General features: G+C 72.7%; 29 protein-coding genes. 9 read left to right on the plus strand and 20 right to left on the minus strand.

Annotation, left to right across the window (positions count from 1 at the left end; all coding sequences use genetic code 11):
• The first annotated feature begins 35 nt into the window (after positions 1 to 35).
• From J2S55_RS35365 to J2S55_RS35390, 6 genes are all read left to right on the plus strand, one after another.
• A complete protein-coding gene (locus J2S55_RS35365; protein WP_306869930.1) occupies positions 36 to 635 on the plus strand; it encodes a thioredoxin-like domain-containing protein in 600 nt (199 codons plus the stop codon).
• A 225-nt stretch (positions 636 to 860) separates the two neighbouring features.
• Entirely contained in the window at positions 861 to 1,157 is a 297-nt protein-coding gene (locus J2S55_RS35370) for a hypothetical protein (RefSeq protein WP_306869931.1), read from the plus strand.
• Positions 1,154 to 1,471, plus strand: a complete 318-nt coding sequence (locus tag J2S55_RS35375; RefSeq protein ID WP_306869932.1) for a CopD family protein — start codon at positions 1,154 to 1,156, stop codon at positions 1,469 to 1,471. Before J2S55_RS35370 ends, J2S55_RS35375 begins: the two co-directional genes overlap by 4 nt.
• Positions 1,472 to 1,484: 13 nt before the next feature.
• The gene (locus J2S55_RS35380) at positions 1,485 to 1,817 is read left to right on the plus strand and encodes a cytochrome c oxidase assembly protein (RefSeq protein ID WP_306869935.1); all 333 of its coding nucleotides are present in this window, start codon (positions 1,485 to 1,487) and stop codon (positions 1,815 to 1,817) included.
• Positions 1,818 to 1,947: 130 nt separating this feature from the next.
• Entirely contained in the window at positions 1,948 to 2,622 is a 675-nt protein-coding gene (locus tag J2S55_RS35385; RefSeq protein ID WP_306869937.1) for a DsbA family protein, read from the plus strand.
• Complete coding sequence (locus tag J2S55_RS35390; RefSeq protein WP_306869939.1) at positions 2,619 to 3,260, plus strand: vitamin K epoxide reductase family protein; 642 nt, start codon at positions 2,619 to 2,621, stop codon at positions 3,258 to 3,260. Before J2S55_RS35385 ends, J2S55_RS35390 begins: the two co-directional genes overlap by 4 nt.
• A gap of 7 nt (positions 3,261 to 3,267) precedes the next feature.
• Here the strand turns inward: J2S55_RS35390 and J2S55_RS35395 are convergent, their stop codons facing one another.
• The 7 genes from J2S55_RS35395 to J2S55_RS35425 all read right to left on the minus strand — a co-directional run bounded on the left by J2S55_RS35395 (position 3,268) and on the right by J2S55_RS35425 (position 12,084).
• Positions 3,268 to 3,522: a hypothetical protein gene (locus tag J2S55_RS35395; protein ID WP_306869942.1), complete on the minus strand. Its 255-nt coding sequence runs from the start codon at positions 3,520 to 3,522 to the stop codon at positions 3,268 to 3,270.
• On the minus strand, positions 3,519 to 3,935 hold the full coding sequence (locus J2S55_RS35400; RefSeq protein ID WP_306869944.1) for a copper resistance CopC family protein: 417 nt from the start codon (positions 3,933 to 3,935) through the stop codon (positions 3,519 to 3,521). The genes J2S55_RS35395 and J2S55_RS35400 overlap by 4 nt, the downstream gene beginning before the upstream one ends.
• On the minus strand, positions 3,932 to 4,084 hold the full coding sequence (locus tag J2S55_RS35405; RefSeq protein ID WP_306869947.1) for a hypothetical protein: 153 nt from the start codon (positions 4,082 to 4,084) through the stop codon (positions 3,932 to 3,934). Before J2S55_RS35405 ends, J2S55_RS35400 begins: the two co-directional genes overlap by 4 nt.
• A gap of 211 nt (positions 4,085 to 4,295) precedes the next feature.
• Positions 4,296 to 8,270 carry a S8 family serine peptidase gene (locus J2S55_RS35410; RefSeq protein WP_306869949.1) on the minus strand — a complete coding sequence of 1,325 codons (3,975 nt, stop codon included), beginning with the start codon at positions 8,268 to 8,270 and terminating at the stop codon, positions 4,296 to 4,298.
• 61 nt (positions 8,271 to 8,331) lie between these two features.
• The gene (locus J2S55_RS35415; protein WP_306869951.1) at positions 8,332 to 8,481 is read right to left on the minus strand and encodes a hypothetical protein; all 150 of its coding nucleotides are present in this window, start codon (positions 8,479 to 8,481) and stop codon (positions 8,332 to 8,334) included.
• A 72-nt stretch (positions 8,482 to 8,553) separates the two neighbouring features.
• Entirely contained in the window at positions 8,554 to 11,427 is a 2,874-nt protein-coding gene (locus J2S55_RS35420; protein ID WP_306869953.1) for a helix-turn-helix transcriptional regulator, read from the minus strand.
• Between the two features lie 345 nt (positions 11,428 to 11,772).
• The gene (locus tag J2S55_RS35425) at positions 11,773 to 12,084 is read right to left on the minus strand and encodes an ArsR/SmtB family transcription factor (protein ID WP_306869954.1); all 312 of its coding nucleotides are present in this window, start codon (positions 12,082 to 12,084) and stop codon (positions 11,773 to 11,775) included.
• 136 nt (positions 12,085 to 12,220) lie between these two features.
• Between J2S55_RS35425 and J2S55_RS35430 the strand changes: the two genes are divergently transcribed.
• Positions 12,221 to 12,598, plus strand: a complete 378-nt coding sequence (locus J2S55_RS35430) for a VOC family protein (protein WP_306869956.1) — start codon at positions 12,221 to 12,223, stop codon at positions 12,596 to 12,598.
• Positions 12,599 to 12,616: 18 nt separating this feature from the next.
• Here J2S55_RS35430 and J2S55_RS35435 read toward each other — a convergent pair whose 3' ends face one another.
• Complete coding sequence (locus J2S55_RS35435) at positions 12,617 to 13,021, minus strand: pyridoxamine 5'-phosphate oxidase family protein (protein ID WP_306869958.1); 405 nt, start codon at positions 13,019 to 13,021, stop codon at positions 12,617 to 12,619.
• Between the two features lie 387 nt (positions 13,022 to 13,408).
• On the opposite strand from J2S55_RS35435, the gene J2S55_RS35440 reads away from it, so the two are divergent.
• Positions 13,409 to 13,888: a CBS domain-containing protein gene (locus J2S55_RS35440; protein ID WP_306869960.1), complete on the plus strand. Its 480-nt coding sequence runs from the start codon at positions 13,409 to 13,411 to the stop codon at positions 13,886 to 13,888.
• 167 nt (positions 13,889 to 14,055) lie between these two features.
• A complete protein-coding gene (locus J2S55_RS35445; protein WP_306869964.1) occupies positions 14,056 to 14,940 on the plus strand; it encodes an NAD(P)/FAD-dependent oxidoreductase in 885 nt (294 codons plus the stop codon).
• A gap of 9 nt (positions 14,941 to 14,949) precedes the next feature.
• Here the strand turns inward: J2S55_RS35445 and J2S55_RS35450 are convergent, their stop codons facing one another.
• The 12 genes from J2S55_RS35450 to J2S55_RS35505 form a co-directional block, all read right to left on the minus strand.
• The gene (locus J2S55_RS35450; protein WP_306869967.1) at positions 14,950 to 15,387 is read right to left on the minus strand and encodes a type II toxin-antitoxin system PemK/MazF family toxin; all 438 of its coding nucleotides are present in this window, start codon (positions 15,385 to 15,387) and stop codon (positions 14,950 to 14,952) included.
• 9 nt (positions 15,388 to 15,396) lie between these two features.
• Positions 15,397 to 17,646, minus strand: a complete 2,250-nt coding sequence (locus J2S55_RS35455) for a SpoIIE family protein phosphatase (RefSeq protein WP_306869971.1) — start codon at positions 17,644 to 17,646, stop codon at positions 15,397 to 15,399.
• A 336-nt stretch (positions 17,647 to 17,982) separates the two neighbouring features.
• On the minus strand, positions 17,983 to 18,642 hold the full coding sequence (locus J2S55_RS35460; protein ID WP_306869973.1) for an NAD(P)H-binding protein: 660 nt from the start codon (positions 18,640 to 18,642) through the stop codon (positions 17,983 to 17,985).
• Positions 18,643 to 18,870: 228 nt separating this feature from the next.
• Positions 18,871 to 19,692, minus strand: a complete 822-nt coding sequence (locus tag J2S55_RS35465; protein ID WP_306869974.1) for an isocitrate lyase/PEP mutase family protein — start codon at positions 19,690 to 19,692, stop codon at positions 18,871 to 18,873.
• Between the two features lie 136 nt (positions 19,693 to 19,828).
• Positions 19,829 to 20,173: an RNA polymerase-binding protein RbpA gene (locus J2S55_RS35470; protein WP_012892001.1), complete on the minus strand. Its 345-nt coding sequence runs from the start codon at positions 20,171 to 20,173 to the stop codon at positions 19,829 to 19,831.
• A gap of 147 nt (positions 20,174 to 20,320) precedes the next feature.
• Entirely contained in the window at positions 20,321 to 21,676 is a 1,356-nt protein-coding gene (locus J2S55_RS35475; RefSeq protein ID WP_306869982.1) for an MFS transporter, read from the minus strand.
• A 154-nt stretch (positions 21,677 to 21,830) separates the two neighbouring features.
• Positions 21,831 to 22,628, minus strand: a complete 798-nt coding sequence (locus tag J2S55_RS35480) for a glycerophosphodiester phosphodiesterase family protein (RefSeq protein WP_306869984.1) — start codon at positions 22,626 to 22,628, stop codon at positions 21,831 to 21,833.
• A gap of 78 nt (positions 22,629 to 22,706) precedes the next feature.
• Positions 22,707 to 23,267 (minus strand): RNA methyltransferase, encoded by a 561-nt coding sequence (locus tag J2S55_RS35485; protein ID WP_306869987.1) that lies wholly within the window; start codon positions 23,265 to 23,267, stop codon positions 22,707 to 22,709.
• A gap of 67 nt (positions 23,268 to 23,334) precedes the next feature.
• Positions 23,335 to 23,949 (minus strand): class I SAM-dependent methyltransferase, encoded by a 615-nt coding sequence (locus J2S55_RS35490; protein WP_306869990.1) that lies wholly within the window; start codon positions 23,947 to 23,949, stop codon positions 23,335 to 23,337.
• Between the two features lie 32 nt (positions 23,950 to 23,981).
• On the minus strand, positions 23,982 to 24,929 hold the full coding sequence (locus J2S55_RS35495) for a VWA domain-containing protein (RefSeq protein ID WP_306869992.1): 948 nt from the start codon (positions 24,927 to 24,929) through the stop codon (positions 23,982 to 23,984).
• Complete coding sequence (locus J2S55_RS35500) at positions 24,926 to 25,906, minus strand: DUF58 domain-containing protein (RefSeq protein ID WP_306869995.1); 981 nt, start codon at positions 25,904 to 25,906, stop codon at positions 24,926 to 24,928. The genes J2S55_RS35495 and J2S55_RS35500 overlap by 4 nt, the downstream gene beginning before the upstream one ends.
• Positions 25,903 to 26,907, minus strand: coding sequence for an AAA family ATPase (locus J2S55_RS35505; protein WP_306869998.1), 1,005 nt, complete (start codon positions 26,905 to 26,907; stop codon positions 25,903 to 25,905). Before J2S55_RS35505 ends, J2S55_RS35500 begins: the two co-directional genes overlap by 4 nt.
• Positions 26,908 to 26,923 lie beyond the last annotated feature (16 nt).

The raw sequence follows: 26,923 nt of genomic DNA on the forward strand, positions 1-26,923 counted from the left end.
AGAACTTCTACACTACGTAGAAATAAGGGAGTCAGATGAGCGGCGACGCACGCGCGACAATCAAGCAACGACTCGCCACGGTGCGGGCCCAGCAGCGCAGGCGCACGATCGCCGTCACCGGCGCCGCGGTGGTCGTCTTCGGCGGGATCACCGCGGCGGCGACGGTGCTGATCCTCCAGGAACGCTCCCGCTCATCGCTGGACGCGGTGCAGACCATCGCCGTCACCCAGCGCGAACACACCACGGGTCCGGTGACGTACCCGCAGAGCCCGCCGGTCGGTGGCGATCACGACCCCGCCTGGCAGAACTGCGGCATCTACCGCCGGCCGCTGCGCGCCGAGAACGTCGTGCACGCCCAGGAGCACGGGGCGGTGTGGATCACCTACCGGCCGGACCTGCCCCGGGACCAGGTCGAAGAACTGCTGGCGCTGACGCGGGGCCGCGACTACGTCATCGTCTCGCCCTTCCCTGGCCTGGCCGCCCCGGTGGTGGCCAGCGCCTGGACCAAGCAACTGACGCTGGACGGCGTCGACGATCCGCGTCTGCCGGCGTTCCTGCGCGCCCACATCCAAGGCCCGGCCACCCCCGAGCCCGGCGCCTCCTGCTCCGGCGGCATCGGGGAACCCTCCGCATGATCCGGCTGCCGCGTCCGCCCCGGCGGTGAACCTTCTGTTCGACCGCCCGGCTACCGAGCCGTTCCCCGCCGAGGGCCTCCTGGGCGAACTCGTTGACGGCCAACTGCCCCTCGGGCGGCAGGCGACATACGGATTGCCCCTCGGGCGGCAGGCGACATACGGACGCGGCCGGTTCCCCCTCGGTGCCGCCCGGAAAGCCTCCCACCGACTCAAGGATTGATGGCCATGTCCCTGCGCTGGGCCCGCTACCTTCTCGGCCCGCTGGTGGCCGCCATCGCCGCGCTCGTCATCGGCATGATCGTCGGCGGGACGGCGTCCTCCGAGGCGGTCGCGGGCCTGCCGGAGGCGGGCGCCGTCACACGGTGGGGGCTGCCCGTCGCCAAGCTGCTGGCCGACCTCGCGGTTGGTGGCCACCGCCGGCGCCCTGCTCACCGCCACCGCGCTGCTGCCCTCCGACAGGGGCATGCTGGTGTTACGCCGCGGTCGCCGTCAGCGGCCTCGCCGGCGCGGCGGCCCGGTTGACCGACGTCGGGCAGGTGTTCTCCTCGGCCTACGGGTGGCTGCTGTGCGCCAAAACGGCCGCGTTCATCGCCCTCGGAGTCCTCGGCCGGCTGCACCGGCGGCGTACGGTGGCCGATCTGCGCCAGAACAGGCCGCGGTCGTTCCTGCGGCTGGCCCTCGCCGAAGTCGCGATCATGGCGGTGGTCATCGGGCTGGCGGTGGCGCTGTCGCGCACCGCGCCACCGGTCACCGCCGCGGCGACCGATCCCGTCCGCGACCTGCTCGGCTACGTCCTGCCGCCCGAGATCACCCTCCCCCGGCTGGCCGTGGCGTGACATCGGCAAGCTCATGGCACTGATGATGACCATGCCCTTTCACGCGTTCTTCGGCATCGCGATGATGAGCATGGGCACCGCGATCGCCTCCTCCTGGTATGACGGGCTGGGGCGCACCTGGGGCGTCTCCACGCTGGCCGACCAGCGCACCGCCGGCGGCATGGCGTGGGCGTTCGGCGAGATCCCCACGATGATCGTGGTCATCACCATCGCCGTGCAGTGGGGACTGAGCGATCACCGCAAGGCCCGGCGCGAGGACCGCCGCGCCGACCGGCGCGGCGAGGCCGACCTCGGGCGCTACAACGCCTACCTGGCGCGACTGGACAAGCGCTCCCGCGAGCGATGACCCCCACCGGAAGGGACGCCGACGATGACGGCTACCGATCCTGCCGGCCGGCTTCCCACCACCCCCTATCTTCTACGTCTGGTAGAAGATAGGGGGTGAGTGCCATATCAAGCACCGGCTGGAGCAGGACATGACGACGAACTTGAAGATAACCCTCGCTATCGCCGCGGTCATGGCCGCGATCGTCGCGGCGGTGGCGATATCGGGCGGCAACGGCGCCCGGACCACCGCACCCGCGGCCGGCGCCCCCTCCCCGCAACAAGCTCCCGCCGAGCTGCTGGTGCGTGAGGACAGCCACACCCTGTCCAAGGCGGCCAACGGCAAGGTCACGCTCGTGGAGTTCCTGGACTTCGAATGCGAAGCCTGCGGCGCGACCTTCCCGCACATGGAGCGCATCCGCGCCGAGTACGACGGACGGATCACCTTCGCGGTCCGCTACTTCCCGCTGCCCGGCCACCGCAACGGCGAGCTCGCCGCCCGCGTCGCCGAGGCGGCCGGAGAACAGGGCAAGTTCGAGGCCATGTACGCCAAGCTGTTCGAGACCCAGAAGCAGTGGGGTGAGGCATCGGAGTCCAAGGAGGCGTTCTTCCTCGGCCTGGCCGAGCAGCTGGGCCTGGACATGACCGCCTTCCGCGCCGACCTCGCGGCACCCGCGACCGCGCAGCGGGTGAAGAAGGACCAGGATGACGGCCTGGCCCTCGGCGTCCAGGGCACCCCCACGATCTTCTTCAACGGCGCCCGGCTGACCGAGGCGCCCAGCTACGACAACCTGAAGGCCAAGATCGAGGCGGCGCTCGCGTCATGACCACCGCCGCCACCGACCGGCATGCGGCCGCTGCCGCGGTCACGTCCTCATCGATCATCACCAGGTCGCTGCCGTCCGTGCTGACGGCCGGTGGCGGCCTCGGCGTCCTGGCGGCGTTCGCGCTGACGGTCGAACGCCTGCGCCTGGCCGCCGATCCCGCCTACGTGCCCACCTGCAGCATCAACCCGGTCCTGAGCTGCGGATCGGTCATGAGAACCGCGCAGGCCTCCGTCTTCGGCTTTCCCAACCCCCTGCTGGGCGTCGCGGCGTTCTCCGTCGTCACGACCGTGGGCATGGCCCTGCTGGCCGGGGCCCGCCTGAGGCCCTGGTTCTGGTACGGCCTGCAGGCCGGTGTCCTGGCCGGCGTCGTCTTCGTGCACTGGCTGATCTACCAGAGCCTGTACGTGATCGGCGCCCTGTGCCCGCACTGCATGCTCGTGTGGATCGCAACGATCCCCGTCTTCTGGTACGTCACCCTCGCCAACCTGCATGCCGGCCGGATCCGGTTGCCCCGCGGCGCGCGCCGCCTCGCCGCGGGGGCGATCCGATATCACACGACCGTGATCATGCTGTGGGTACTCGCCATCGGCGGTCTCATCCTGTGGCGCTTCTGGTCCTACTGGATCACACTGCTCTGAGGTCCGGTCACCGGCCCGGACGCCGCCGCCGGCCGGCGGCGATGCCGACCCCGGCCACGATCGCGGCCAGGCCGATGGCCACCCACACGAACACCGACGGTCCACCCCGTGCCGGGCTGCCGGTCTCGCCCGCCTGCGGCTGCGCGGCCGGCTCCGTGGGCTGGATGACCGGCGCCGCGGAGGCCGACGCGTCCGCGTCGGACGCTTCCGCGACGGTCGAGCCCGGACTCGGTGTGGCGGTGGGCGTGGAGGAGGCGATCACGGTGAAAGGAATCTCACCGGTGCGGGAGTGGCCGTCGGAGGAGACCACCCGAAAACGATCGTGTACGTACCCGCGGGAAGCGGCCCGGACAGCTTCTGGATGACTCTCTTGCCCCGCAGGTCGGCCTGTCCGGACTGGAACAGCTTGCCGGCGGCGTTCACCACGGCCACCTTCGGGAAGGTCACCTCCCGGTTGAACTCCAAGGTCACTTCGCTGATGTCGGTGACCCTGGCGTCCTTGGCCGGGCTGCTCGACTTCAGCACATCATGTGCCTGAGCCGCCGTCATCGGCCACAGCGCCACGGTGAAGGCGGCAAGCAAGATCGCTGATCTGCGCAGAAACATGAACTGGACTCTCTTCCGAAGAGGTACGGTCGCCTGCGCCGCGTCAGGCGCACGGGTGATCACATTCACTCGGGCGGCGAGTCGCCACCCGGCAACTTCCGCTCGGCGTGCTCGGCCGCCTTGGCGCGCGTCTCGCTGCGCGTCGACCAGACGGCTCCGGTGACGGAAGCACCGCCGGCTATCAGCGGCGGAACGAGTGCGGACCCGATCTCGAACATGAAGCGACCCCTCAGGCGTCAGGCTGACCGCATCGAACTTCTACATTATGTCGAAGATGGCTGTCGGCCGTACCGCCGATACCCCCGGCTCGGTATCTCGCTCGGTCCTTGCACAGTCACTGCCTCCGGGCCTTCGACCTCCGCGGGTGACCCGGGACCCCGACGAGACCGGCCCGCCCTCCGGACGGAGGGCGGGCCGGTCGGTGAACCGCTAGCGCAGCGGGAAGACCCGGGTGCTGGTCTGCTTAACCCGGTTGCCCGCCTCGTCCCACGCCTCGGCCCTCAGGCTGACCGCGCCGGTGGTGGCGCGCAAGGCGGGATACTTGACACCGGCCGTGTACAGGCCGCCCGAACCGCGCTTGAGCGTGACGGGCTGCCAGGTGGCGCCGTCGTCGGTGCTCGCCCACAGCTTCAGCCCGGCGATCTTCGGCATCCTCGCCGTCGACCGCGAATGGTAGGCCTCGACCTGGAAGGTGTGCTTGCGCCCCGCCGCCACGGCGTTGCCGGGGTCACCGCCCAGCGCGTAGCTGACGAACACCGCCGGCGTGGGCCTGCAGTGCTCGCCGGCCCCCTCGACGAACCACGAGGTGCAGGCGGCGCCGGGCTGGACCGCGTCCTTCGCGGGTGGCCCGGCGAAGGTCCACTCCACGTCGTTCGTGGCGCTCTTGGCCGTCAGCCGGTAGACGCCCGCGGAGGCCGGCAGGGTGAAGCGCGGCGCGTTGCCCGCCAGCGGCTCGACCCCCTGGCGCGGGATCTCCTTGCCGTCGAGGTACAGGCGCGTCTCGTACACCGGGGTGAACATCTGCTCGGTCGACCAGTAGTCGTCGCTGTCGACGCGGGAGTCCCCGACGCCGGAGACCTCGGAGAAGTCGGCCCACAGCTTGTCGCCCTGCACGCAGATCGCGCAGCTGATTCCCAGCCCCTGTTCCTTGAGCACCCCGGCCTCCGGGTCGGGCAGCGCGGCTGCCGCGTCGGACACCGTCCCGGCGCCAGGCGTGCCGGGCGCGAACCACACCTGCCCGGTACGGCCCGGCCGCTTGTAGACCTCCGTCAGGTAACGGCTGTGCACGCCGTTGGTGCCCTTGGGGTCGGGCGCCATGCCGCGGATGTGCACGACGGAGGGGTCGGTGGGCCAGACGTACTCCGTGCGGACCTGCGGCGCGATGCCGGCGACGTCGGAGTCGGAGGGCGAGACGCTCCAGCGCTGGGCGTCGTCCTGCTTGTAGGCGAAGGTCCACTCCCAGTAGCCGCCCGTCCTGGGCGCGCGGATGTCCAGATCGACGCGGGCGACGTCCCGCTCGCGCACCGTGTAGTGCATCGACGAGGGGATGCGCCCCTCCTCGTACGGCGAGAGCGCGTAGGTGTAGGGCGAGTGTGGCGTGCCCGTCACCCGGATGGTGAGCGGGCCGCGCCTGGCCTGCTCACGCAGCGCGAGACCCTCCTTGGTGGACAGGTACGCGTTGGCGATGCCGAGCGGCTTGGGGTCGCCCGTGAACGGCTTCTGCCAGATCGGCAGCGGGATGGGGCAGCCGGAGTCCTGCGTGGGGTAGATCACCAGGCCGGCGGCGCCGGCGTCCCTGACGGCGCCGATGCGCTCGATCTGCACGCCGCAGCTCGGGTTGCCGAGGAAGTCGACCGTGCCCTCGGCCGCCATCAGGACGAGCCTGCCGCGCAGGTCACGCCCGGCGAGCTCCTCGGGGGTGCCCTGGCCGACGTCGGTCAGGAGCAGGTCCTTGGTCCCGGTGAACGGCGTCCAGCCGGGGTGGTGGTTGACCTCTCCCTGCCAGTGGAGGTTCGCCGCCGGGTTCAGCTCCATCCCGCCCCGGCCGCGCACGCTCATGGCGATCTCGGACTGCCCGAGCGTCCACTGCGTGGCGAAGCGGAAGGCGCCCTTGGTGACCTTCTCGGTCGGCAGCACCCACAGCTTGCCCCAGGAGCCGATCGGCACCGTCTGCAGCACCGACCCGGCGAAGACCTCGCCCTTGGCGTTCGTGCGCTGGTAGAAGCTGGTGAACGCGTTGTTCAGCGGCTCGGCCGGCCGGGGCGTGCTGAAGCGGACCTGGCTGGCCTTCCTGGCGTCCATCGTGATCTCGGTGTCGCCCGTGATGGTGAGCTCGGGGTCGAACAGCCAGACCCGGTTGCTCCTGCTGTCGGCGTCGGTCCACTCCATCACCTGCAGGACGCTGACCGTCCCGGCCGGGACACGGGTGACCACGACGCCCTCGTCGACGATCAGGTGCGGGCTCAGGTGGCCCTTGCGTCCTTCGAGGTCCACGACGTCCTGGGCGAAGGGGGTGCGCGGCTTGCCGTCGCGGCCCAGGGTGCGGATGGTCAGCTGGTAGGTCGGGGCCTCCCGCACCGCGCCCGCCGGGGTGGTCAGGCGCACGCCGTCGGCCTGCGCGGTGACCGCGCCGCTGTAGGTGCCGAGTTCAAGGCCCTGGGTGACGAGCGTGACGGTGGTGGCGGCCGTGCCCTTGGCCGGGACGGTGAGCGTGGCGTCGGCCGTGCTCAGCCGGTTCTCGCCCATGGCCGCCGTGAGCGTGAGGGTGACCGGCCGGTCGCCGAGGTTGGTGTAGGCCAGCTCGCGGGTCAGCGACTTGCCGGAATCGTCCAGCAGGCCGAAGTCGAGGTTCGGCGTGGCGGCGAAGACGGTCTGCGAGACCGCGCGGGCGACGTCGAGCCGGCCGGCGCCGCGCTGGTAGACCGTCCCGCCGACGTCCTTGACCGTCGACATCAGCGCGGCCTTGAGCTGCTGCGGCGTCCAGTCCGGGTGCACCTGCGCGACGATCGCCGCGGCGCCCGCCACGTGCGGCGTGGCCATCGAGGTGCCGGACGCCTTGGTGTAGCGGTCGTCGACCGGGCTGCCCATCGTGGTGCCGGCGGCACGCGCGGCGGCGATGTCGACGCCGGGCGCGGTGATGTCCGGCTTCAGCGCGGCGTCGCCGACGCGCGGCCCCTGGCTGGAGAACCAGGCCTGCTGGTCGGCCTTGTCGACGGCGGCCACGGTCAGCGCCGCGTCGGCGGTGCCGGGCGTGGAGACGCTCTCGGGCGTGCCGTTGTTGCCCGCGGCGATGACGAACAGCGCGCCGGTGGCGGCGGTCAGGCCGTTGACCGCCTGGCTCATCGGGTCGGTGCCGTCGGTCGCGTTCGCGCCCAGGCTCAGGCTGATCACCTTGGCGCCGCTCGCGGTGGCCCACTCCATGGCGTCGATGATCCCCGACTCCGAGCCGCGGCCGGAGCTGTCCAGCACCTTGCCGACCAGGAGCCGCGCGCCCGGCGCGACGCCTCTGTTCGCGCCGCCCGAGGCGGCGCCGCTGCCCGCGACGGTGGAGGCGACGTGGGTGCCGTGACCGTGGCCGTCCTGCGCGCTCTCGTCCGGTACGAACGAGCGCGCCTCGGCGATCTTCCCGGCCAGGTCGGGATGGGCGGCGTCGACGCCGGTGTCCAGGACGGCGACGGTCACGCCCGTGCCGTCGTGCCCGCCCTTCCACGCCTCCGGCGCCCCGATCTGCGGGACGCTCTCCGACAGGTCGGCCTCGACCTTGCGGTCCAGCCAGACCTTGCCGACGCCGCCGCGCAGCCCGGCCCTGCCCCTGGCGTCCGGCTCGGCGTGCAGCGCGGCCCAGAAGGCGCCCGCCTCGCCCTTGGCGACGTCGAGTGCGGCACCGTTGACGCTCTCCAGCGTCGCGGTGGGCACGCTGGCCGGGATGGCGTCGGCCGAGCTCTTGGCGGCGGCGAAACCCTTCGGGTACTGCACGATGACGGGCAGCCGCTCGGTCTCGGCGTCGGTGTAGCCGTTCTCGGCCAGGTACTTGACGTTGAACAGCTCGCGGTCCAGGGTGCCCGACTGGATCGCGGGGAAGGCGTCGTCGGGCAGGACGTAGACGCCGTCCGGGCCCGACCGTACGAACAGCGACGGGAAACGGCCGTCCGACCTGGGCCCGCCACCCTGCCCGATCGCGTAGCGACCGCCGCCGGTGTCGGTCAGCGTGACCTTGTCGCCGGTGATCAGCGTGACGGTGTGCGGTCCCTTGCCCACGCCCTTGAGGGTGAGCGGCTGGTACGGCTGCGCCTGGGGAGCCGGCTTCAGCGCCTGCGCCGTCGCGGGAGGCTGGACCGCCAGCGTGGCGGTGACCAGCGCGAGAGCCGAGGTGAGCGCGAGCGAGCCGCGCCGGAGCCGGCTCACGCCGCTCCTCTCGGTGGGGTGTTCATGCTCATGAGGGGTGTTTCGCCTTTCAGGGGGTGGGTCAGAGCGGCTCGAAGCCGTCCGGTGGCTGGATCTCCTCCGTGCCGGGGTCCTCGGACACCTGCTGCGCGCTCGCGGGCTCGTCCGGCTGGAGCTCGGGCCGCGGTGGATCGGGCACGCGATCGGTGCGTGCGGGCGTGTCTTCGGGCATGGGGAAAGAGTCGCGCGCACCCCGTGAATGGGGATATGGGGCGAGCATGGGGTGAACACCCCAATTTCAGGATCAGGAACCTGGGGTGCCTCCCAAATGACGCCCCAGTTCGGTGCGCGAGCGCGCGCCCAGCTTGCGCATGGCCACGCCCAGGTGCTTGTCGACCGTCTTCGGCGACAGGAACATCTGCCGGGCGATCTCCTGGTTGGTCAGCCCCTTCGCGGCGAGCCTGGCGACCTGCGACTGCCGGGCGGACAGGCCCTCCGCCCCGCCGTCCTGGCCCGGCCGTATCCGGCTGGTGGGGCGCAGGCCCCAGCGGCGGCCGAGCTGGGTGGCCCGGTCGAGGTCCCAGCGGGCCTCCAGCCGGGTGTACGCCTCGATGGCCCGCGTCAGCGCGGGTCCGGCCCCCGGGTCGCCGAGCGCGGACAGGCAGGCGGCCTGCTGCTCGACGGCCTGGGCCGCGTCGTAGAGCGCGGGCAGCTCCGCGTAGGCCGCGGCCGCCTCCCCGTACCGCTCGGCGGCCCGCGCCCACCGTCCGGCGTGCGCGTCCAGATGCCCGTACGCCTGCGCCAGAGCCGGTACGGCCAGCGGCGCGTCCATGCCACGTAACCGGGTCTCGTAGCGGCAGACCAGCTCGGCGGCCTCCTGATGCCGGCCGGCGGACAGCAGTGCCTCCGTCACCGCGGCCACGGCCCGCACCCCTATCGGCCACAGGTCCCTGGCCTCCCACCCGGCGGTCACGTCGGCCGTCTCCGCGAGCGCCGCCCCGGCTCCGTCGCCGGCGGAGGCGAGCCGCAACAGCGTGGTCACCGGAGCGGCCGCCATGTCGAGGTCGCCCCGCACCCGCAGGTCGCGGATCACTCCGGCGAGCATGGTCCGCGCGGCGTCGAGCCGGCTGGGCGCCGGAGCCAGGCAGGCCGCGATGAGGTCGACGTGAAGGCGTTCATGCGGGCGGTTGCCGCACTGCTCGCGCAGCTCGGTGAGCTCCTCGCGCAGCCCGTCCCACGCGCCGCCGTAGTAGCGCGCCAGTGCCAGGCTGGCGCGTAGCGAGAGATCGTCCCGGGCGGAGCCGCTCGCCCCGCGACCGGCGTCGAGGGCCGCCTCCAGCAGCCGCGTCGCCACCCGGTGGTGTCCCGCGTCGACGGCGGTGCCGCCGATGGACCTGTAGGCGCCGACCTCCCGGCGGCCGACCGGACGGCCGCCGGTCTCCTCCAGGATCCGCTCGGTCAGCGCCCACCAGCGAGGGTCGCCCGAGCTCACGAAGATCATCGCGACCTTGCCGAGCACGAACACCCTCGGCCCCGGCTCGCCGTCGGCGGGCACGGTCTCCAGGGCGCGTTCCAGCCAGGGCAGGCGCTCGGCGAACGGCACGTCCGTCGTGGTCGGCACGCCCATGCCGACCATGGCCCAGGCGGCCAGCTCCGGCAGCTCCGCCAGGTCGGGTACCGCGTCCGCGAACGCCTGCCGTACCCGCAGATCGTCGACCCTGATGGTGTCGAGGTACAGGGCGAGCAGGATGCGCAGTTCCCCGCGCAGGCTCCGGGGCAGGTCGTGGCTCAGCGCCTCCTCGAGCATCTCGCCGATGGCAGGGATGCGCAGCGTGTAGGTGGCGGCCCAGCCGAGGCGGATGGTCAGCTCGGCCCGCCGTACCGGATCGAGACCGGCGTGCCGGAGCACCTCCTCCAGCAGGCGCGCGGCCTCGGCGTCGTTGCCCAGCCCCACCGCGTGCTCGGCCGCCGCGACCGCCGCCGCCACCCACTCGTCCGGACGGCCCGCGTGACGCAGGTGGTGGGCGACCTGCCCGAGCGGGGTCGGCCGCAGGGTGCGGATCGCCACGGCCGCGGCGGCGTGCAGCGCCTGGCGGCGTCCGAGCGTGACGCCCTCGTAGACGGCTTCGGCGGCCAGCACGTGGCGGAAGGCCACGAGGCCGCCCTGCTCGGTGAGCAGTCCGGAGTCGAGCGCCTCGTCCAGCGCCTCGGTGCCGCTCGCCCCCGCCACCTCGACGAGCATCGCGGCGGGCACGGCCAGCCGCAGCACGGCGGCCGCCTCCGTGACCGCCCGCGCGCCGGCCGGCATCCTGCCCACACGTTCCTGCACCGGGGCGCGCACGCCCGCCGGCACGTCCAGCTCGTCGAGGGCGCGGCGGGCCCAGCCGCCCTTCCACCGGATCAGCTTGCCCTGCGTGCGCAGCATCGCCAGCAGTTCCTGGATCGCGAGCGGCAGCCCGGAGGAGCGGGCGCACAGGTGCTCGGCGAACTCGGCCGACACCTCCTGGGTCTGCAGGATGGCCGCCGCGAGCGCGCGGGTGCCGGCCATGTCCAGCGGACGTAACGCGAGATGCTCGCTGGTGATCGTGTCAGCGGGGCGCGTGGTCACCGCCCGCAGCGCCGGATCGGCCTCCTCGCCCCGGTAGGTCAGCACCACCGACAGCCCGGCGGGCAGCGCCCGTACCAGATAGGCGAGGAACTCGACCGTCTGCTGGTCGGCCCAGTGCAGGTCCTCCAGCACCAGCACCGCCGGGCCCAGCGCGGCCAGCACCTCCACCAGCCCGCGCAGGACCCGGTGCAGCTCCGCCGCCCGATCCTCCAGCGACGGCGGCGCCTGCGGCAGCACGTCCTGCAGCTCCGGCAGCAGCGCGCGCAACGCTCCCGTCACCGGCGACAGGGCGGCACCGCTCAGCTCGGTGGCCCGCCCGCGCAGCGCCTCCACCACCGGACCCAGCGGGAACGGCTCCCTGACCTGGCCGCAGCCGCCCTTCAACCACCGCAGTCCCGCGACTTCCGGCCTGGTGGCCAGCTCGGCCACCAGCCGCGTCTTGCCGATCCCGGCCTCGCCCTCCACCACGACCACTGACGGCACCGCCACCACCGCCGCGACCAGCCGGTCCAGCTCGGTCTCACGCGCCACCAGGACCGGCGACACCATCCGACCTACGCCTGTGATCACGGCACGACCTTACACATCACTCGAAGCGTGCGAATAGGACTACCGGCCGGATGTGCGTTGTTCAGGTGACAAACGGCGACACGTCCCACAGGCCGGACGTGATCACCCGCTGGCCGCGCTCCACCCGCAGGTGATCTTCACTCACCCCTGGATGTATGACATGCGCCCCTCTGCCCGGTGGCCCGAACTCGTCGAAGGCGGAGGCCCGGCTGGGGTGCGCGGTGGAGGGACCACCGCACGGCGCTGAACGGGATCTTCCGGCGGACCCGGGCCGGTTCGCCGTTCTGATGAACTCCATCGGAGTCGCATCGGTCCGGATCCGGCTCCGGGATCCTGTCATGTGAGCTACTGGCGCTGGCCGGCTGACGTGGCGCCGACGGCCGCCTCGGGGGCGGCGGCCGTGAGAATCGTCTCCAACACGCCCGGAAAGCGAGCCTCCAGGTCGTCACGGCGCAGCGTCATGTAGCGGGCCTTGCCCTCGGGGCGAGTCGAGGTGATGCCCGCCTCACGCAGAATGCGCCAGTGATTGGAGAGCGTGGAACGCGGGACGTTCAGGTGTTGCGGGCTGCAGGGCACCTCGCCGTCTGCGGCCATCCGGCGCACCAGGTCCAAGCGGACGGGATCGCCGAGCGCGTGCAGCACGGCGACCAGATCCATGTCTGCCCTCTTGGGCTCGGTCGGCGATCGCATCCCGCTCTCCTGATGTCGGTCTGAGTTGACATGTTCCGATCCGACCAGCATAGGATCATTTCCACGTTTCGAGAAAATGGAAATGATCAAGGAGTGTTCTCGCATGGCCACCCGTACCACCTACGCCCGCATCTATGTCGACGACTTGGACACCGCGCTGCCCACCTTCGAAGCCCTCACCGCCGCCCGGCCGGGGCTACGCTTCTCCTACCGGGACCTCGAACTGGCGAGCATCGGCGACTACCTCCTGGTCTCAGGCACCCCGGAGGCGCTGGCGCCCTACCGCGACGTGCAGGCCACCGTCATCATCGAGAGCCTCGATGATGTCTTCGCCATCGTCGAGCGCGAGGGAGGCGACACCCTTGACGGCCCGAACGAAGTCCCCACCGGACGCAACCTGACGATCCGCCACCCCGGCGGCGCGATCATCGAATACGTCGAGTTCGACTCCGCCAAGGTCCAAGCTCGATCGGCGCAGTAGAAAGTTCGTGGGACAGGCCTAGTGCCGGATGCATCGGCCGGCGACCAGTTCCGCCGGTATCTTGATGAAGAGGGTCCCTCCGCCGGGCACCCAGGTCGTCAGCGGCAGCGCCGACAGCCGGGCGATCTCCACGGGGTCGGACACCGCCCGTGCGTATCCCACGGCGGTGACCGACCAGCCGGTGCGTGTCCGCGAGTCGAAGTCGTCGGCCTCGAAGGCCACCACGGCATCACGGGTGGCGGCGACCGCGGACCCCTCGACGGCGCGGATGACGATGTCCTCGCCGTCGAGGCAGAAGCCGACCGGCTGCACGGCGGGGAGGGCGCGGTCGGTGAAGACGATCCGCCCGATCGGCGCCGAAGCCAGCAGGCCGATGCACTCCTCGCGGGAGAGCACATGCGCTCCGGCCGTATCAGGTCTCATACCCCCAACGCTGGCCCGGCGCCCCGCGGCGGGGCAGAGCCGAAGGTCCCCTCATTCCGAGTCGGTCGTCCCTCAGCTCTGCCGTCAGTCCTGCCCCCGGGGGCGCCGCCGGGGCGCGGCGGTGCCGGCGCCGTGACCGTCGGGGCGATTCCGGGAGGGGGCGCGGGGCCCCGTGCCCGGGGACAGGGGCCGGAAGTCCCTGACGGCCGGGTCCTTCGGCCGCTGCGGGAAGGCGTCGGGGGCGGTCGGATGGAAGAGGACAACCGAGGAGGACGACATGACAGCGTACGTAGGGGTGGGTGCCGGCGGCTCACCCTCCTCGCGGCCGGCGGCCGGACGGGCCGCCGGGTGGCGCGCCGCGCTCCCGCCTGCCCGAGGTGGGGCGTGATGGACGTGCGCGAGCTCACGGTGGCGCAGGTGATGAGCCGGACGCTGGTCGCCGTCGACTCCGAGGAGTCCCCGCTGCTGGCATGGGAGATCATGCGCCGCGCGGGTGTCCACCACCTGCCGGTCGTCGACAGGCGTGGCTGCCTGCGCGGCGTCCTCACCCGGGAGGACCTCACCGCCCGCTGGTCCGGTGGGCCGGCCGAGCAGTCGCACCTGCCCGTCCACACGTTGCTGGCCGGCCACCGCTGCCCGCACACCACCCTCGACGCGTCCCTGGCCTACGCCGCGGCGGTCATGGTCAGCGCCGGTGTCGACGCCATCCCGATCCTGGGAGAGTCGAACAGGCTGGTGGGGATGGTGACCGCCACCGACGTGATGCGGGCGGTGGCCGGCCACATCACCGGGGAGGACGGGTCTCCGGAGCTGATGACGGGAGTGTTCCGCCTGGTCCCGGTCCTGCCCCGGCTCCCGGCGGAGTGACGCCGGACCACTGCCGGCCTCCGGCCGGCGACGACTGGCGCGCCCGTCAGCGGGCATCCTCCTGACATGCCGTGTCATCCGTGGAACGCGGTTCTCCGGATGACCATGGATCAGCCTCGTGGCCGGTGGTCCCGCGGGCGGCCGGACATGAGTGGAAGGAGGTCGCCGTGCAACATTTCGACGTGGCGATCATCGGCGGTGGGCCCGCCGGGCTGACGGCGGCCATGACGTTCAGCCGCTCCCGGCGCCGGGTGGTGGTCCTGGACTCCGCGCGGCCGCCCCGGAACGCCTCGGCCGGGCAGGTGCACGGCATCGTGGGCCTCGACGGGGTCAGCCCTGCCGAATACCGCCACCGCGCCTGGGACGACCTGGGCAGATACGGCATGGCCGAGCTGCACGAGGCCACCGGCACCGATGTGGCCCCCGCCCCCGAGGGGGGGTTCACCGTCACCACCGAGGACGGCGGGCCGGTCTGGGCCCGGCGTGTGCTGCTCACCGCGGGAATGGTCGACCTCCCCCCTGAGATCGAGGGGTTCGCCGAATGCTGGGGCAAGACGGTCATCCACTGTCCGTTCTGCCTGGGCTGGGAGAACCGGGACCGCACCTGGGGCGTGGTGACCCGCGACCCCGAGTCCGCCGCGACGGCCGCCGCCGCGGTCTCCGCCTGGAGCGAGGACGTGATCGTCCTGGCCGACGGCGCCATGCCGGAGGGCGGCCGGGACGCGAAGGTCGTCGAGGGGAGGATCCGCGGGCTGCACCACTCGGACGGGGAGCTGCGCGCGGTCGAACTGGCCGACGGCACGATCGTCGAGCGGCAGACCCTGCTGTGGCGGCTCGGCCGGCGGCCGGTGCCGCTGGTCTCCCACCTCGCCGAGCATCGTGGCCTGGCGGTGGGCCAGGACGGCCACGTGGAGGTCGACGGCTCCTTCCGCACCAGCGTGCCCGGCCTCTACGCCGCCGGAGGCCTCGTCACCGAGTCCCAGGCTGCGGTCGAGTCCGCCGCGGCCGGGGCCTGCGCCGCCTTCCAGATCATCTCCGATGACATCCGGTGACCGCCGGGTTCAGCCGTCGGCGGCCCAGCCGTGGGCACTCCGCAGGACGGCGGCGACCCGGGCGAACCGGTCGCGCTCCAGAACCGATCCCTCGCGCCGGATGTCACTCTCGTCGAGCTCGAAGATCCGGTCCAGGCGCAGGTAGGAGACCCGGTTGTCCCGGTCCCAGAGACCGGGGCCGATCTCCAGCCAGTCGCGGGAGTCGCCGCCGCGGCTGGACAGCATCATCGCCAGCAGTCTCCGCCCGTGACGGCCGACGACCAGCAGCGGCCGGTCCTTGCCCCGCTCCGGATCCTCCTCATAGGGGACCCAGGCCCAGACGATCTCACCGGGGTCGGCGAGCCCGTCCAGGTCGGGGGAGTAGGCGAGGGTGGCCGCCCGGTCCACGTCGTGGACCTCCCGCACCGCGCCACGGGCCGGCCGCGGGTCTTCACCAAGGTCGCGCATCACGGCATCTTATTGGACGGACGGCGGGGGCGGGCCGCCGTCCCGGCCCCGCGGGGCACGGGGCCGGGCGGCGGGCGGCCCGCTCTCCTCCGGGGCGGGGGCGGGGGCCGGGTCGCTCTCCGGATCAGGGACCGGGTCGGCGGTGGGGCACAGCAGGAGCAGGGCGATGTCGTCGCTGCGGTGGCCGGTCGGGCGGGCGTGCCGGATCAGGGCGTCGGCCAGGTCCTCGAGATTCTGCTCACCGGTGCGCGCCAGTTCGGCGCCGAGATCGGCCAGGGCGTCGTCGAGGTCGGTCCCGGGGGTCTCGATCAGGCCGTCGGTGTAGAGGGCCAGGATGGAGCCGGCCTCCAGGAGGACCTCGGTGCACGGGTACTCGGCTCCGGGATCGACGCCCAGCAGCAGTCCGCCGGGTATGTCCAGCACCCGCACGTCGCCGTCGGGGTGGCGCAGGAGGGGCTGGGGATGGCCGGCGCGGGCCAGGTGCGCCACGCGGCGGCGCAGGTCGAGCTGGACGTAGACGCAGGTGGCGAACAGGCCGGGGTCCAGGTCGGCCAGCAGGTGGTTGGTGCGGGCCAGGACCTCGGCCGGGCCGGCGCCGGTCGTGGCGTAGGCGCGCACCGCGGTGCGCAGCTGGCCCATGAGGGCCGCGGCGGTGACGTTGTGCCCTTGGACGTCACCGACGACGGCGGCGACGGTGTCGTCGGTGAGCCGGATGACGTCGTAGAAGTCTCCCCCGATCTCCATGCCTTCGGTGCCGGGGAGATAGCGGGCGGCCGCGGTCAGGCCCGGCAGGCGGGGCAGGGCGTGGGGCAGCAGGCTCTCCTGCAGACCGTGGGCGAGCTCCAGCTTGGCGTCGTAGAGACGCGCGCGTTCCAGCGCCTGGGCGATCAGGCCGCCGAGTGAGGTCAGTACGGCGCGCTCTTCGACGGTGAAGTGATGGGGCTGGGAGAAGGCGAGCACGCAGGTGCCGACGGGCCGGTCGGAGGCGATCAGCGGCAGGAACGCCCAGGCGGCCATCCCGTCGTCCGGGGCGACGGCCATGGGGTAGATCTGGTCCATCTCCTCCGGGGACTCGAAGAAGCTGGGCACTCCGGTGACCATCGTCCGCGTGCTCGGGGTGGGCGATCTCAGCGGGAGGCGGTCGTACTGCGCGGTGATCTCGGGGGGATAGCCCCGGTGGCCGACGACGCCCAGCCGGCCGTCCTCGGCCGTCAGCAGGGCCAGGGCCTGTCCGCCGAAGGCGGGCATCATCTGGTCGGCGACCAGGTCCACCACGTCCTGGACGCCCGCGGCCTGGGTCAGCGCGCTTGCCAGGTGAAGGACGTGATAGATCGCCCCGACCCGGGTGGGGATCGCCGGGTCGACCGACGGCGCGGGCGCCGGGACGTCCCCCGGTTCCACCGGCGCCGGGGTGATGCGCACGGTGATGCCCGAGCCGAGCGGGTACAGATCGAAGGACAGCCACAGGTCCGGAGGGCGCAGCGCCACGAAGGAGGTCGGCTGCCGGCTGACCATCGCCGCGCGGTAGCGGTCCTCGTACACCGGATCGTTCAGCCAGGGCAGCACCCTCCAGGGCCGGGCGCCGACCAGCCGCCGGGGCGACTCGCCGATCAGCGCGGCTCCCCGCGGGCTGATGAAGGTGAGGCGGCCGTGGTCGTCCATGGCGCATATCCCCTCCGGCAGGCGCGCCACCATCGTCTCCAGCGCCTCGGCCCGGCCCCCGCCGGGCGGGCCGGGCACGTACGGCTCCAGACCCGCTCGGAGCGGCGGGCCGGTCCGGGGGATCTTCTCGAGCCCCCGCGCCAGGTCGGTGGCGGCGGCGGCGAGACGGTCGCGTTCGCCGGAGGACAGCCGCGAGGGGTGGGAGCAGGGCCAGAGCACGAACATCCCCCCGCAGGGGGCTGTGTCGGTGGCCAGCGGCAGCGCGGCCATGCGGAACTGGTAAGGCAGGGCGAGCGCCAGGCCCGGGTAGCAGCGGACCATCTCCTCCTCGCCCTCCACCCACACCAGCCGCCCCTCCCGCAGGGCGACGGCCACCGGGATCGGGGCGGTCAGGCTGATCCGTTCCCACGGGCGGACGAACTCCCGCGGCAGCCCCTCTATCACCGCCAGCTCCAGCACCTGGCCGCCGGGCTCCAGGCGGTAGATCCCGCCTGTGTGGGCACCGACCTCCTCCAGCACGCCGAGGAGGTCCACGGCCAGCGCGTCGCGGCCGTCTCCGTCGGGCCTGCCGTCGGGGGGAGAGAACCGTGCCGCCACGGTCAGCGCCTCGTTCCCCGGCCCGCGGCCCGCGAGATGATCATGCCGCCCTGCCGTCGCACCCTGGATCCCCCGCCCGCGGCAGGCCGGTCAGACCCCTGTCTCTGCCCTGTCAATCGACATGACCTAATGCGCATATATGGACGATACCCCCGCTGACCAGGGGTTTTGAAACCTCTGCGGCACGCCGGGTCCCGGGCTCCGAGCCCGCCGGGCTGCACGCCGCTGACGCACCCGGCGCCGCACGCGCCGCGGACCGGGGGCCGGGGAGCGGCGGCGTGAGAGGTCCGTGCGTACGGGCCGGGCTCGGCGTCCGGCGCTCCCCGGCTCCGGACGCTAGGAGTCCAGGGCCCGGACGGCCTGGGGGACGGGGGTGTCCCCGCTGGTGAGCTCCAGGGTCCGGTGCCGGCCGCCGGCGGTCTCCAGCAGCGCGGCGATCACCGCGGCGACGTCGTCGCGGGGCACCTGCCCGCGGGGCAGCGGCGGGTCCGAGAGGGTGACCAGGGCCGTTCCGGGGCTGTCGGTGAGCGCTCCGGGGCGCAGTATCGTCCAGTCCAGGTCACGGGCCCGCAGGTCGTCCTCCGCCTCGGTCTTGGCCCTGATGTAGGCCGCCCAGACCTCGTCGCCGCCCGGTCCGGGCGGCCGGCCGGCCCCCATGGACGAGATCTGGATGAAGCGGCGGACCCCGGCGCGCTCGGCCGCGTCGGCCAGCAGGACCGAGGCCGCGCGGTCGACGGTGTCCTTGCGGGCCGCGCCGCTGCCGGGCCCCGCTCCGGCGGCGAACACCACGGCCCCGGCTCCCTCCAGATGGGCGGCCACCTCCTCCACCCCGGCCCCCTCCAGGTCGCACAGGACTGCCTGGGCCCCGGCCGCCTGGAGCGCGGATGCCTGCTCCGGCCTGCGGATCAGCCCGACCGGCCGGTCGCCACGCCCGGCGAGCAGCCGCTCCAGGCGCAGCGCGATCTTCCCGTGTCCACCCGCGATGACTGTGCGCATGTCGGTTACCCCCGGATGATCCTCGCACGCGGTATGTACCCCTCCGGGATGATCCCCGCACGGTCGTGCGGCCCGCACCCCGGACGGTCCCCGCACGGCCGTACGGCCCGCACCCCGGACGATCTCCGCGCGGCCTCCGGCCCGTACCCGGCGGGCCATGCCCGGGGGCGCGCTGACCGGGGTGACCCCGCGCTCCGCCGCCGGGGCCGCAGTCGGGGCCGGGGGAGCTCAGCGGGCGGGGTCCTGCGGCGGATACGGGCTCTGCCCGGCCCGGATCGCCGCGGCCATCCGGGCCGTGTACGCCTGCACGGCCCGGTGCAGGCCTGGCCCGAAGCTCACGCGGGCCACCCCGAGCGCGGCCAGCTCCTCCAGCGAGGGCGTGCCGGCGTGGAACAGGATGTTGACCGGGCCGTCGATCCCCTCGGCCAGCGCCCGGATCACCTCGGCCTCGGAGACGATGATCGGGTAGACGCAGTCGGCGCCGGCCCGGAGGTAGTCGCGCCCGCGCCGGACCGATTCGGCGAGCCGGTCGGCGGGGGACCCGGTGCCGTGCAGGTAGGTGTCGACCCGTGCGTTGATCACCAGGTCGACGCCCGCGCCGGCGGCCGCGGCGCGGACGGCGGACAGGAAGTCGGCCTGCTCTCCGGCGTCGACCATCCGGCCCGTGCGGGGATCGGAGTCCTCGAGGTTGCAGCCGACTGCGCCGGTGGCGGCCAGCCGCTCCACCAGCTCCGCGGGCTCCAGGCCGTAGCCGCGCTCCAGGTCGGCGGTGACGGGGGCGCCGACCGCCCGGACGATCCGGCCGACCGCGGCCAGCATCTCCGCGACCGGCGTGTCCTGCCCGTCGTCGTAGCCGAGCGACGCGGCGACCGCGGCGCTGCCGGTGGCGATCACCGGGAAGCCGGCCGCCTCGACGGCACGGGCCGACCCGGCGTCCCAGACGTTGGGCAGCACCAGCGGGCTGCCCGGCACGTGCAGCGCCCGCAGGGCCGCCGCCCTCTCGGCGGCTCCGGTGGCCGCCGTCCCGTCCCCGATGGTCTCCATGCTCATGGACGGACCCTAACCGCCCGCCCGGCCCGCTCCCAGATCCAATACGGGAGCGGCCGGCTGGGCCACCCGCCGGGACGGGCCGGGACGGCGGAGACCCCCGGCGTCCGAAGTGGACGCCGGGGGTCTCCCGAGCCGGTCAGGCGCTCTTGCGGCGCTGGGCGCGTAGAATCGCCAGGCGCTCGTTGAGCACTTCCTCCAGGTCCTCGATCGTGCGGCGCTCCAGCAGCATGTCCCAGTGTGTCCGTGGGGGCTTGGCCTTCTTGGCCTCCGGCAGCTCGCCGTCGACCCGGATGGCGGTCGCGCCGCACATGCGGCACTCCCAGGTCGCCGGGATCTCTGCCTCAGCGGCGAGCGGAACGTCGAATCGATGGCCCTTCGGGCAGGTGTAGGACACCTCCTGGCGCGGGGCCAGATCGGTGTTGCGGTCGTTCTCGTAGCTGGTCGCCCCGAGTCGGGTACCGCGTAGCGCACGCTCGCCCATGTCTCAATGCCTCCTGAGGGCCCCGTCGTGAGGGGTTCGTCTCCCACGGCGTACAACGCTTGATACCGTGTGTGGATTCCCACACATGGGGTGATCCAATCGCGCGTTCTTGACCCGGTCTGCGACAGAGCCCTTTCGGAGAGGGTGTCAGATGCGCTCGGGCACCGTGTTCCCGGCCTCGCGGATGGCTCTGGGCAGGTTGACGGCGGCGAGCAGGACGAAGCCGAGGACAAAGAAGATCACCAGTGAGATGATGCCGAGGCGGTAGCTGTCGGTCAGCTGGAGCGCCAGGGCGAGGGTGAAGGAGCCGAGGAACGTCGAGCCCTTGTCGCTGATCTCATACAGACTGTAATATTCCGCCTCCTTGCCCGCCGGGATCACGTGCGAGAACAGCGAGCGCGACAGGGCCTGGGTGCCGCCCATCACGATCGCGATGGCGAAGCCGAGCGCGAAGAACGGCAGCGCCGAGCCCCGGGGGAGGAAGTAGGCCACCGCCACCACGGCCGTCCAGCCGACCAGCGCGCCCAGCACGACACGCTTGGCCCCGTAGGAGGCGGCCAGACGGCCCAGCAGCAGCGCGCCGCCGAAGGCGACGAACTGCACCATCAGGATCGCCGCGATCTGCACGGTCTGGCTCAGCCCGAGCTCCTTGTCGGCGTAGGTGGCCGAGAAGGAGATGACGGTCTGCACGCCGTCGTTGTAGATCAGGTAGGCGACCAGGAAGCCCAGCGTCAGCGGGTAGCGGCGCAGCTCCACGATCGTCCGGCCGAGCTGCCGGAAGGTCCCGGCCACGGCCTGCCCGGCGCTCTCGGCGCCCGCGGCGAGCGCGCGCCGGTTGCGCAGCCGCAGCATCGGGATGACCGTGAACCCGGCCCACCACACGCCGGCCGAGGACAGGCAGATGCGCACGGCGTCGCCCTTGGAGACGCCGAGGGCGTCGTGACCGAGGAAGAGGGCGAGGTTGATGGCCAGCAGTATGCCGCCGCCGAGGTAGCCGAAGCCCCAGCCCCGGGCGGAGACCTTGTCGCGCTCGTCCGCCGTGGAGATCTCGGGCAGGAACGAGTTGTAGATGACGAACGCGGCGGCGAATCCCAGGTTGGCGATCACGAACAGCGCCCCGCCCAGCAGGTAGCGGTCACCGGAGAGGAACCAGAAGCAGATCGTGGCCCCGGCGCCGATGTAGGCGAACAGGCCCATGAGCTCCTTCTTGCGGCCGGTGTGGTCGGCCAGGGCCCCGGCGACGGGCATCAGGATGATCTGCAGGATGGCCGCCGTGCCCACCACGAACGAGTAGTAGGCGCTGGGCCGCACGTCGAATCCGAGCACGTCCACGTACGGACGGCCCTGGGCGGCGGTCTCGGCGATCGTCGTCAGATACGGGCCGAGGAAGACCGTCAGGACCGTGGAGTTGAAGGCGGAGTTCGCCCAGTCGTAGAAGTACCAGCCGCGCTGTTCGCGGCGGCGGGCCTGGGGGGAGTCCTCGACGACCTGTTCGGCGGTCATGGGCGGTCCTCGGTTCGCTGGGGGATGTCACGGGGTACGGCTCACGCGGGTCTCACGTGGTCTCAGGGGGTCACGTGGGCTCGGGGGTGGGGCCCACGTGTCTCGGGGGACGCTCACGCGTCCCGGGGGCGCTCACATGTCTCGGAGGCGGGGTTCACGCGGCGAGCCGGCCGGGGTGCCACTGGCCGCGCGCCTCCAGGACCTCGCGGAGGCCGGAGATGTTGTCGGTCATCACGCCGTCCACGCCCAGGTCGAGCAGGCGCCGCATCTTCTGGGGGTCGTTGACGGTCCACACGTGGATCTGCATGCCGAGGGCGTGCGCCGTGCGGATCAGGGACCTCGTGGTGACCCGCAGGCCGCGGAAGCCCAGCGGCACCTGCGCGCACGGCACTCCGGAGCGGGCCAGGCGGGTGAGCAGGCGGCCGTAGCCGGAGGTGGCGGCCGCTGCCCGCAGGGCCGCGACCCCGCGCGGCCCGAGCGAGGAGCACACCTCGCGGCCCATCGCGGCGCGGGCGCGGGTCAGCCGCTCGTCGGAGAAGGAGGTGAGGCAGATCCTGTCGTAGGCGTTGGTCCGCCTGACCGCCTCGGCCAGCGGCCCGATGGCCGCGGCCTCCTTGACGTCGATGTTGAAGCGCGCCTGCGGCCAGGAGCCCAGCAGATCGTCCATGAGCGGGATCTCGTCCACGCCGCCGATCCGCGCCTCGCGCACCAGCCGGTAGGGCAGCTCGGCGATCCGGCCACGCCGGTCGGTCACCCGGTCGAGGGTGTGGTCGTGGAAGGCCAGCAGCACCCCGTCGGCGGTGGCGTGCGCGTCGGTCTCCAGGTAGGTGTAGCCGAGCTCCACGGCGCGGGCGAACGCGGCGTGGGTGTTCTCCCGGCCCTCGGCCGCCCCGCCCCGGTGGGCGAAGGCGAGCGGGCCGGGATGGTCGAGGAAGGGGTAACGGCGCTGCACGTGCAGGAGTATGCCCGGTATGAGCGCGGCCGTCATCGCGCGCGGGTGAACGTTTGGGTCACGGGACCCGGAGCGGGCTCATTCCCCGGCCGGCGGCTCCTTGCCGGACCACTCCCGGCGGCGGGCCTCGGCCAGCGCGATCGCGGTGGCGACCGCGACGTTGAACGAGCCCACCCGGCCGACCTGCGGGATGTAGCAGACGCCGTCGGCGGCCTCCAGCAGCGCCGGGGAGCAGCCGTGGTCCTCGCTGCCCACCACCAGGCACAGGTCGCCGCCGAGTTTCGCCTCGTGCAGCGGTGCCGCGTCCCCGGTCAGCTCCACCGCGACGACGGTGAACCCGTCCTCCTTGGCGGCCCGTACGGCCTCCACCGCGCTGAGCGGCCCTTCCCAGGCCACCAGCCGGTCGGTGCCCAGCGCGGTCTTCTGGGCCTTGGGGTTGGTCGGGGGAGTGGCGTTGCCGGACAGCCAGATCCGCTCCACCCCGAAGGCGGCGGCCGTGCGGAAGATGGAGCCGATGTTGAACGGACCGGTCACCGACTCCACGATCAGGGCGAGACGGCCCTCGGTGTTCCGGCGCCAGGTGCGGTTGAGCCGCTTGACGTCGGTCGGCCGCAGCTGCCTGCGCGGGTTTGCAGTCATCGTTCGTTCACCGTTTCTCGTCCGTTCCGCGGGAGGCACCTGCCGGACCCGCCGTTGTTCTCACTGCTCACCGCGCGGGACCCACGCCGGGCCGGGCCTCCACCCGGAGGATCCGGTAGGAGGACCGCGAGGCCGTCCGGGCCGTGGGCCAGCCCTGCTCGTTCAGCCAGCGCTGCAGGGAGTCGGACCCCAGGTGCTTCTGGACCACCAGGTAGGCGGTGCCGTCGGGGGTGAGCCGCGACAGCCAGCGGGTCAGCATCTCGTGCATGGCGGCCTTGCCGATGCGGATCGCCGGGTTGGACCAGATGGTCGCGTAGCGGACCTCCGGCGGCACCTCGTCGACGTGCACTGACCTTACTTTGTCAAGGGCGGCGGCCCGGGCGTTCCTGGCGCACAGCTCGACCGCGCGGCGGTTGACGTCGACCGCCCAGACCGTGGCCCCGGGCGCGCGCGAGGCCATCGTCAGCGCGATCGGCCCGTATCCGCAGCCCAGGTCCAGCAGGTCGCCCTCGGCCGGGGGAGGGGGCACCGTCTCCAGCAGGATCCGGGTGCCCTGGTCGACCCGCTCGGGAGAGAACATCCCGCTGTCGGTCTCCAGCTTCAGATGGAGGTCGGGGAGCACGAGCGTGACCGAGCCCGGACGGCTGGCGGTCTCGGGACGCTCCTCGAAGTAATGTGCCACGTCGTAAAACGTTACCAACGGCCGGGACCGGGTCAGGGCAGCCGCGACCCCAGCAGCAGGCCCGACACGGCGATCAGCAGGCCGGTCAGGAGCGCCGCCACGACGAACCACTGGCTGATCTCCTGGTGGACCGTCCGGTAGCCGAGCGAGGTGCCGATCTGCTCGTAGACCTCCCGGAGCTGGCTGCCCGACTCCGCCTCGTAGGCGTGGCCGGAGGTGCCCTCCGACAGGGTCTGCAGGGTGGCCTTGTTCACCGGCACGTTCACGTCACGGCCGTCGATCGAGACGGTGCCCTCCTGGGTGCCGTAGGCGATCGTGGAGATCGGCACGCGCGCGCCCGTCGCCGCCTCGACCGCCTCGGCCACCGACCGGCCCGAGGTGTTGTCCCCGTCCGACAGCAGCACGATCGCCGCGGGCGGCGGGTCGGTGACCGCCTGCTGGTCGAAGGAGCGGATGGAGTCGAGGGAGTTGAAGACCGCCTCGCCGATGGCGGTGCCTGCCCGGGTGGTCAGGTTGCCCAGCGAGGTCGACACCGCCTGGTGGTCGGTGGTGGGGGAGACCACCACCGAGGCCGAGCGGGCGAAGGCGACCACCCCGACGTTGAACCGCTCCGGCAGGTCCTCGACGAACTTCTGGGCGGCCTGCTTGGCGGCGGTGATCCGGTTGGGCTGGACGTCGGCGGCCTCCATCGACAGTGAGATGTCCAGCGCGATGATGATGGTCGCGCGGTCACGCGGGACCCGCACCGAGTCGGCCGGCCGGGCCGCGCCGACGATCAGCAGGCTCATCATCAGCAGGAACAGCGCCGGAGCAACGTGCCTGCGCCAGCCGGGCCCGGCGGGGGCCACCAGCGTCAGCAGCGGCAGGTTGGTGAAGCGCACCGCGTAGCGGCGCCGGGCGAACTGGGCGGCCACGTAGCCCGCCACGACCAGGGCGAGCGCGGCGAACAGCCACAGCATGGCCGGAGAGAGGAAGGTCACCGCGTCACTCCTGGGGCCGGGTGCCGGTGCGTCAGGTGTGCCATGCGCCGCTGCCGGAGCACGAACTGGGCGATGTCGAAGATCCAGTCGCGGTCGGTGCGCAGCACCAGGTGCGCCACCCCGCACCGGCGCAGCGCCATCATGGTCGTCGCCCGCTGTCTGGCGGCCGCCTCCGCGTAGGCCGCGCGCACCTTGGCGGTGAGCTGGACCTGGCGGCTCCGCCCGGACTCCGGGTCGGTCAGGTTGACCAGCCCCACCGGCGGCAGCTCCAGCTCGCGCGGGTCGATCACCTCGATGGCCAGCACCTGGTGGCGGGCGGCCAGGCGGCGGATCGGCCGCTCCCAGGGCAGCTCCAGGCCGGGGTCGAGGCTGGGCTCGGCGTCCAGGAAGTCGGAGACGATCACTCGCAGGCCACGCCGTCGCCGCGCGGAGGCGAGCACCTCGACCGCCTCGGCCAGGTCGGGGGCGCCGGCGACGGGACGGCCCCGGGGGGCCTCCATCAGCGAGTGCAGCAGGCCGTACAGGGCCGGGCGCCCGCCCCGGGCGGGCATCCGGTGGACGTGTCCGTCGTGCAGCACGTAGGCGCCGAAGCGGTTGCCGATCCGGCCGGTCAGGAAGCCGACCGCGCCGACCGCGGCCACCACCAGGTCCCGCTTCTCCATCTCCGTGGTGCCGAAGTCCATGCTGGGCGACAGATCGGCCAGCGCCCAGGTCTCCAGCTCCCGGTCGGCGATCAGGTCCCGCACGTGCGGGACGGTCGTGCGGGCGGTCACCGCCCAGTCCATCCGCCGGATGTCGTCCTCGCCGGGGACGTAGACCCGGCTGTCGCCGAACTCGGTGCCGGGGCCCGGCAGGAGGCCCTGGTAGGAGCCGTGCAGCAGCCCGTCCAGACGCCGGACGATGGTCAGTTCGAGCCGGCGCAGCGCCTGCTCGGCGGTGTTCGCGGCGGCGCCCCTTCCCGCGCCGGTCCGGTTCATCGGGGGCCCTGGTTCCACACCACCAGGGGCGGCGGCACGACGGCCAGGATCTGTCTGACCACGTCCTCGGGGTCCACTCCGTCGGCGAGCGCGTCGAAGGTGAGCATCAGCCGGTGGGACATCACGTCCACGGCCACGTCGCGGACGTCGTCGGGGAGCAGGTAGTCGCGGCCGCGCAGCAGGGCCAGGCCGCGTCCGGCGGCGACCAGGCCCAGCGTGGCGCGGGGACTGACCCCGATCTCGATGTTCTCCTCCAGGTCGGTCATGCCGTACTCGCCCGGGGAGCGGGTGGCCATCACCAGCCGGACCACGTAGTCGGCGACGAGCTGGTGCACCGAGACCTGCTCGGCCATCGCCTGCAGCGCGGTCAGCCGGGCGGGGTCGAGCACCGCCCGGGGGGTGGGCGGGGCCACGCTCATCCGGTGCAGGATCTCCAGCTCCTCGTGGGCGTTGGGGTGGGTGACGCGGATCTTGAACAGGAACCGGTCGCGCTGGACCTCCGGGAGCGGGTAGACGCCCTCGGACTCGATCGGGTTCTGGGTGGCCAGCACGATGAACGGCCTGGGCAGCGGGTGCGTCCGCCCGGCCAGGGACACCTGCCGCTCGGCCATGACCTCCAGCAGCGCCGACTGCACCTTGGCCGGGGCGCGGTTGATCTCGTCGGCGAGCAGGAAGTTGACGAACACCGGGCCGAGCTCGACGTCGAACGACTCGCGGGAGGGATGGTAGACCCGGGTCCCCACGATGTCGCTGGGGACCAGGTCGGGCGTGAACTGGATGCGGGCGAAGTCACCGCCGACGACGGTGGCCAGCGTGGAGGCGGCCAGGGTCTTGGCGACCCCCGGCACGCCCTCCAGCAGGCAGTGGCCCCGGGCGAGGAGGGCCACCAGCAGGCGCTCCACCATGTGCTCCTGACCCACGATGACCCGCCGGACCTCGGCCAGGGCCTCGCGCAGCAGTCCGGTGTCGGTCTCGCTCGGCAGTTCTTCGGCGACGGTCATGCTGATATTCCACCAA

This window comes from Streptosporangium brasiliense (assembly GCF_030811595.1).
Taxonomy (GTDB): Bacteria; Actinomycetota; Actinomycetes; order Streptosporangiales; family Streptosporangiaceae; genus Streptosporangium; species Streptosporangium brasiliense.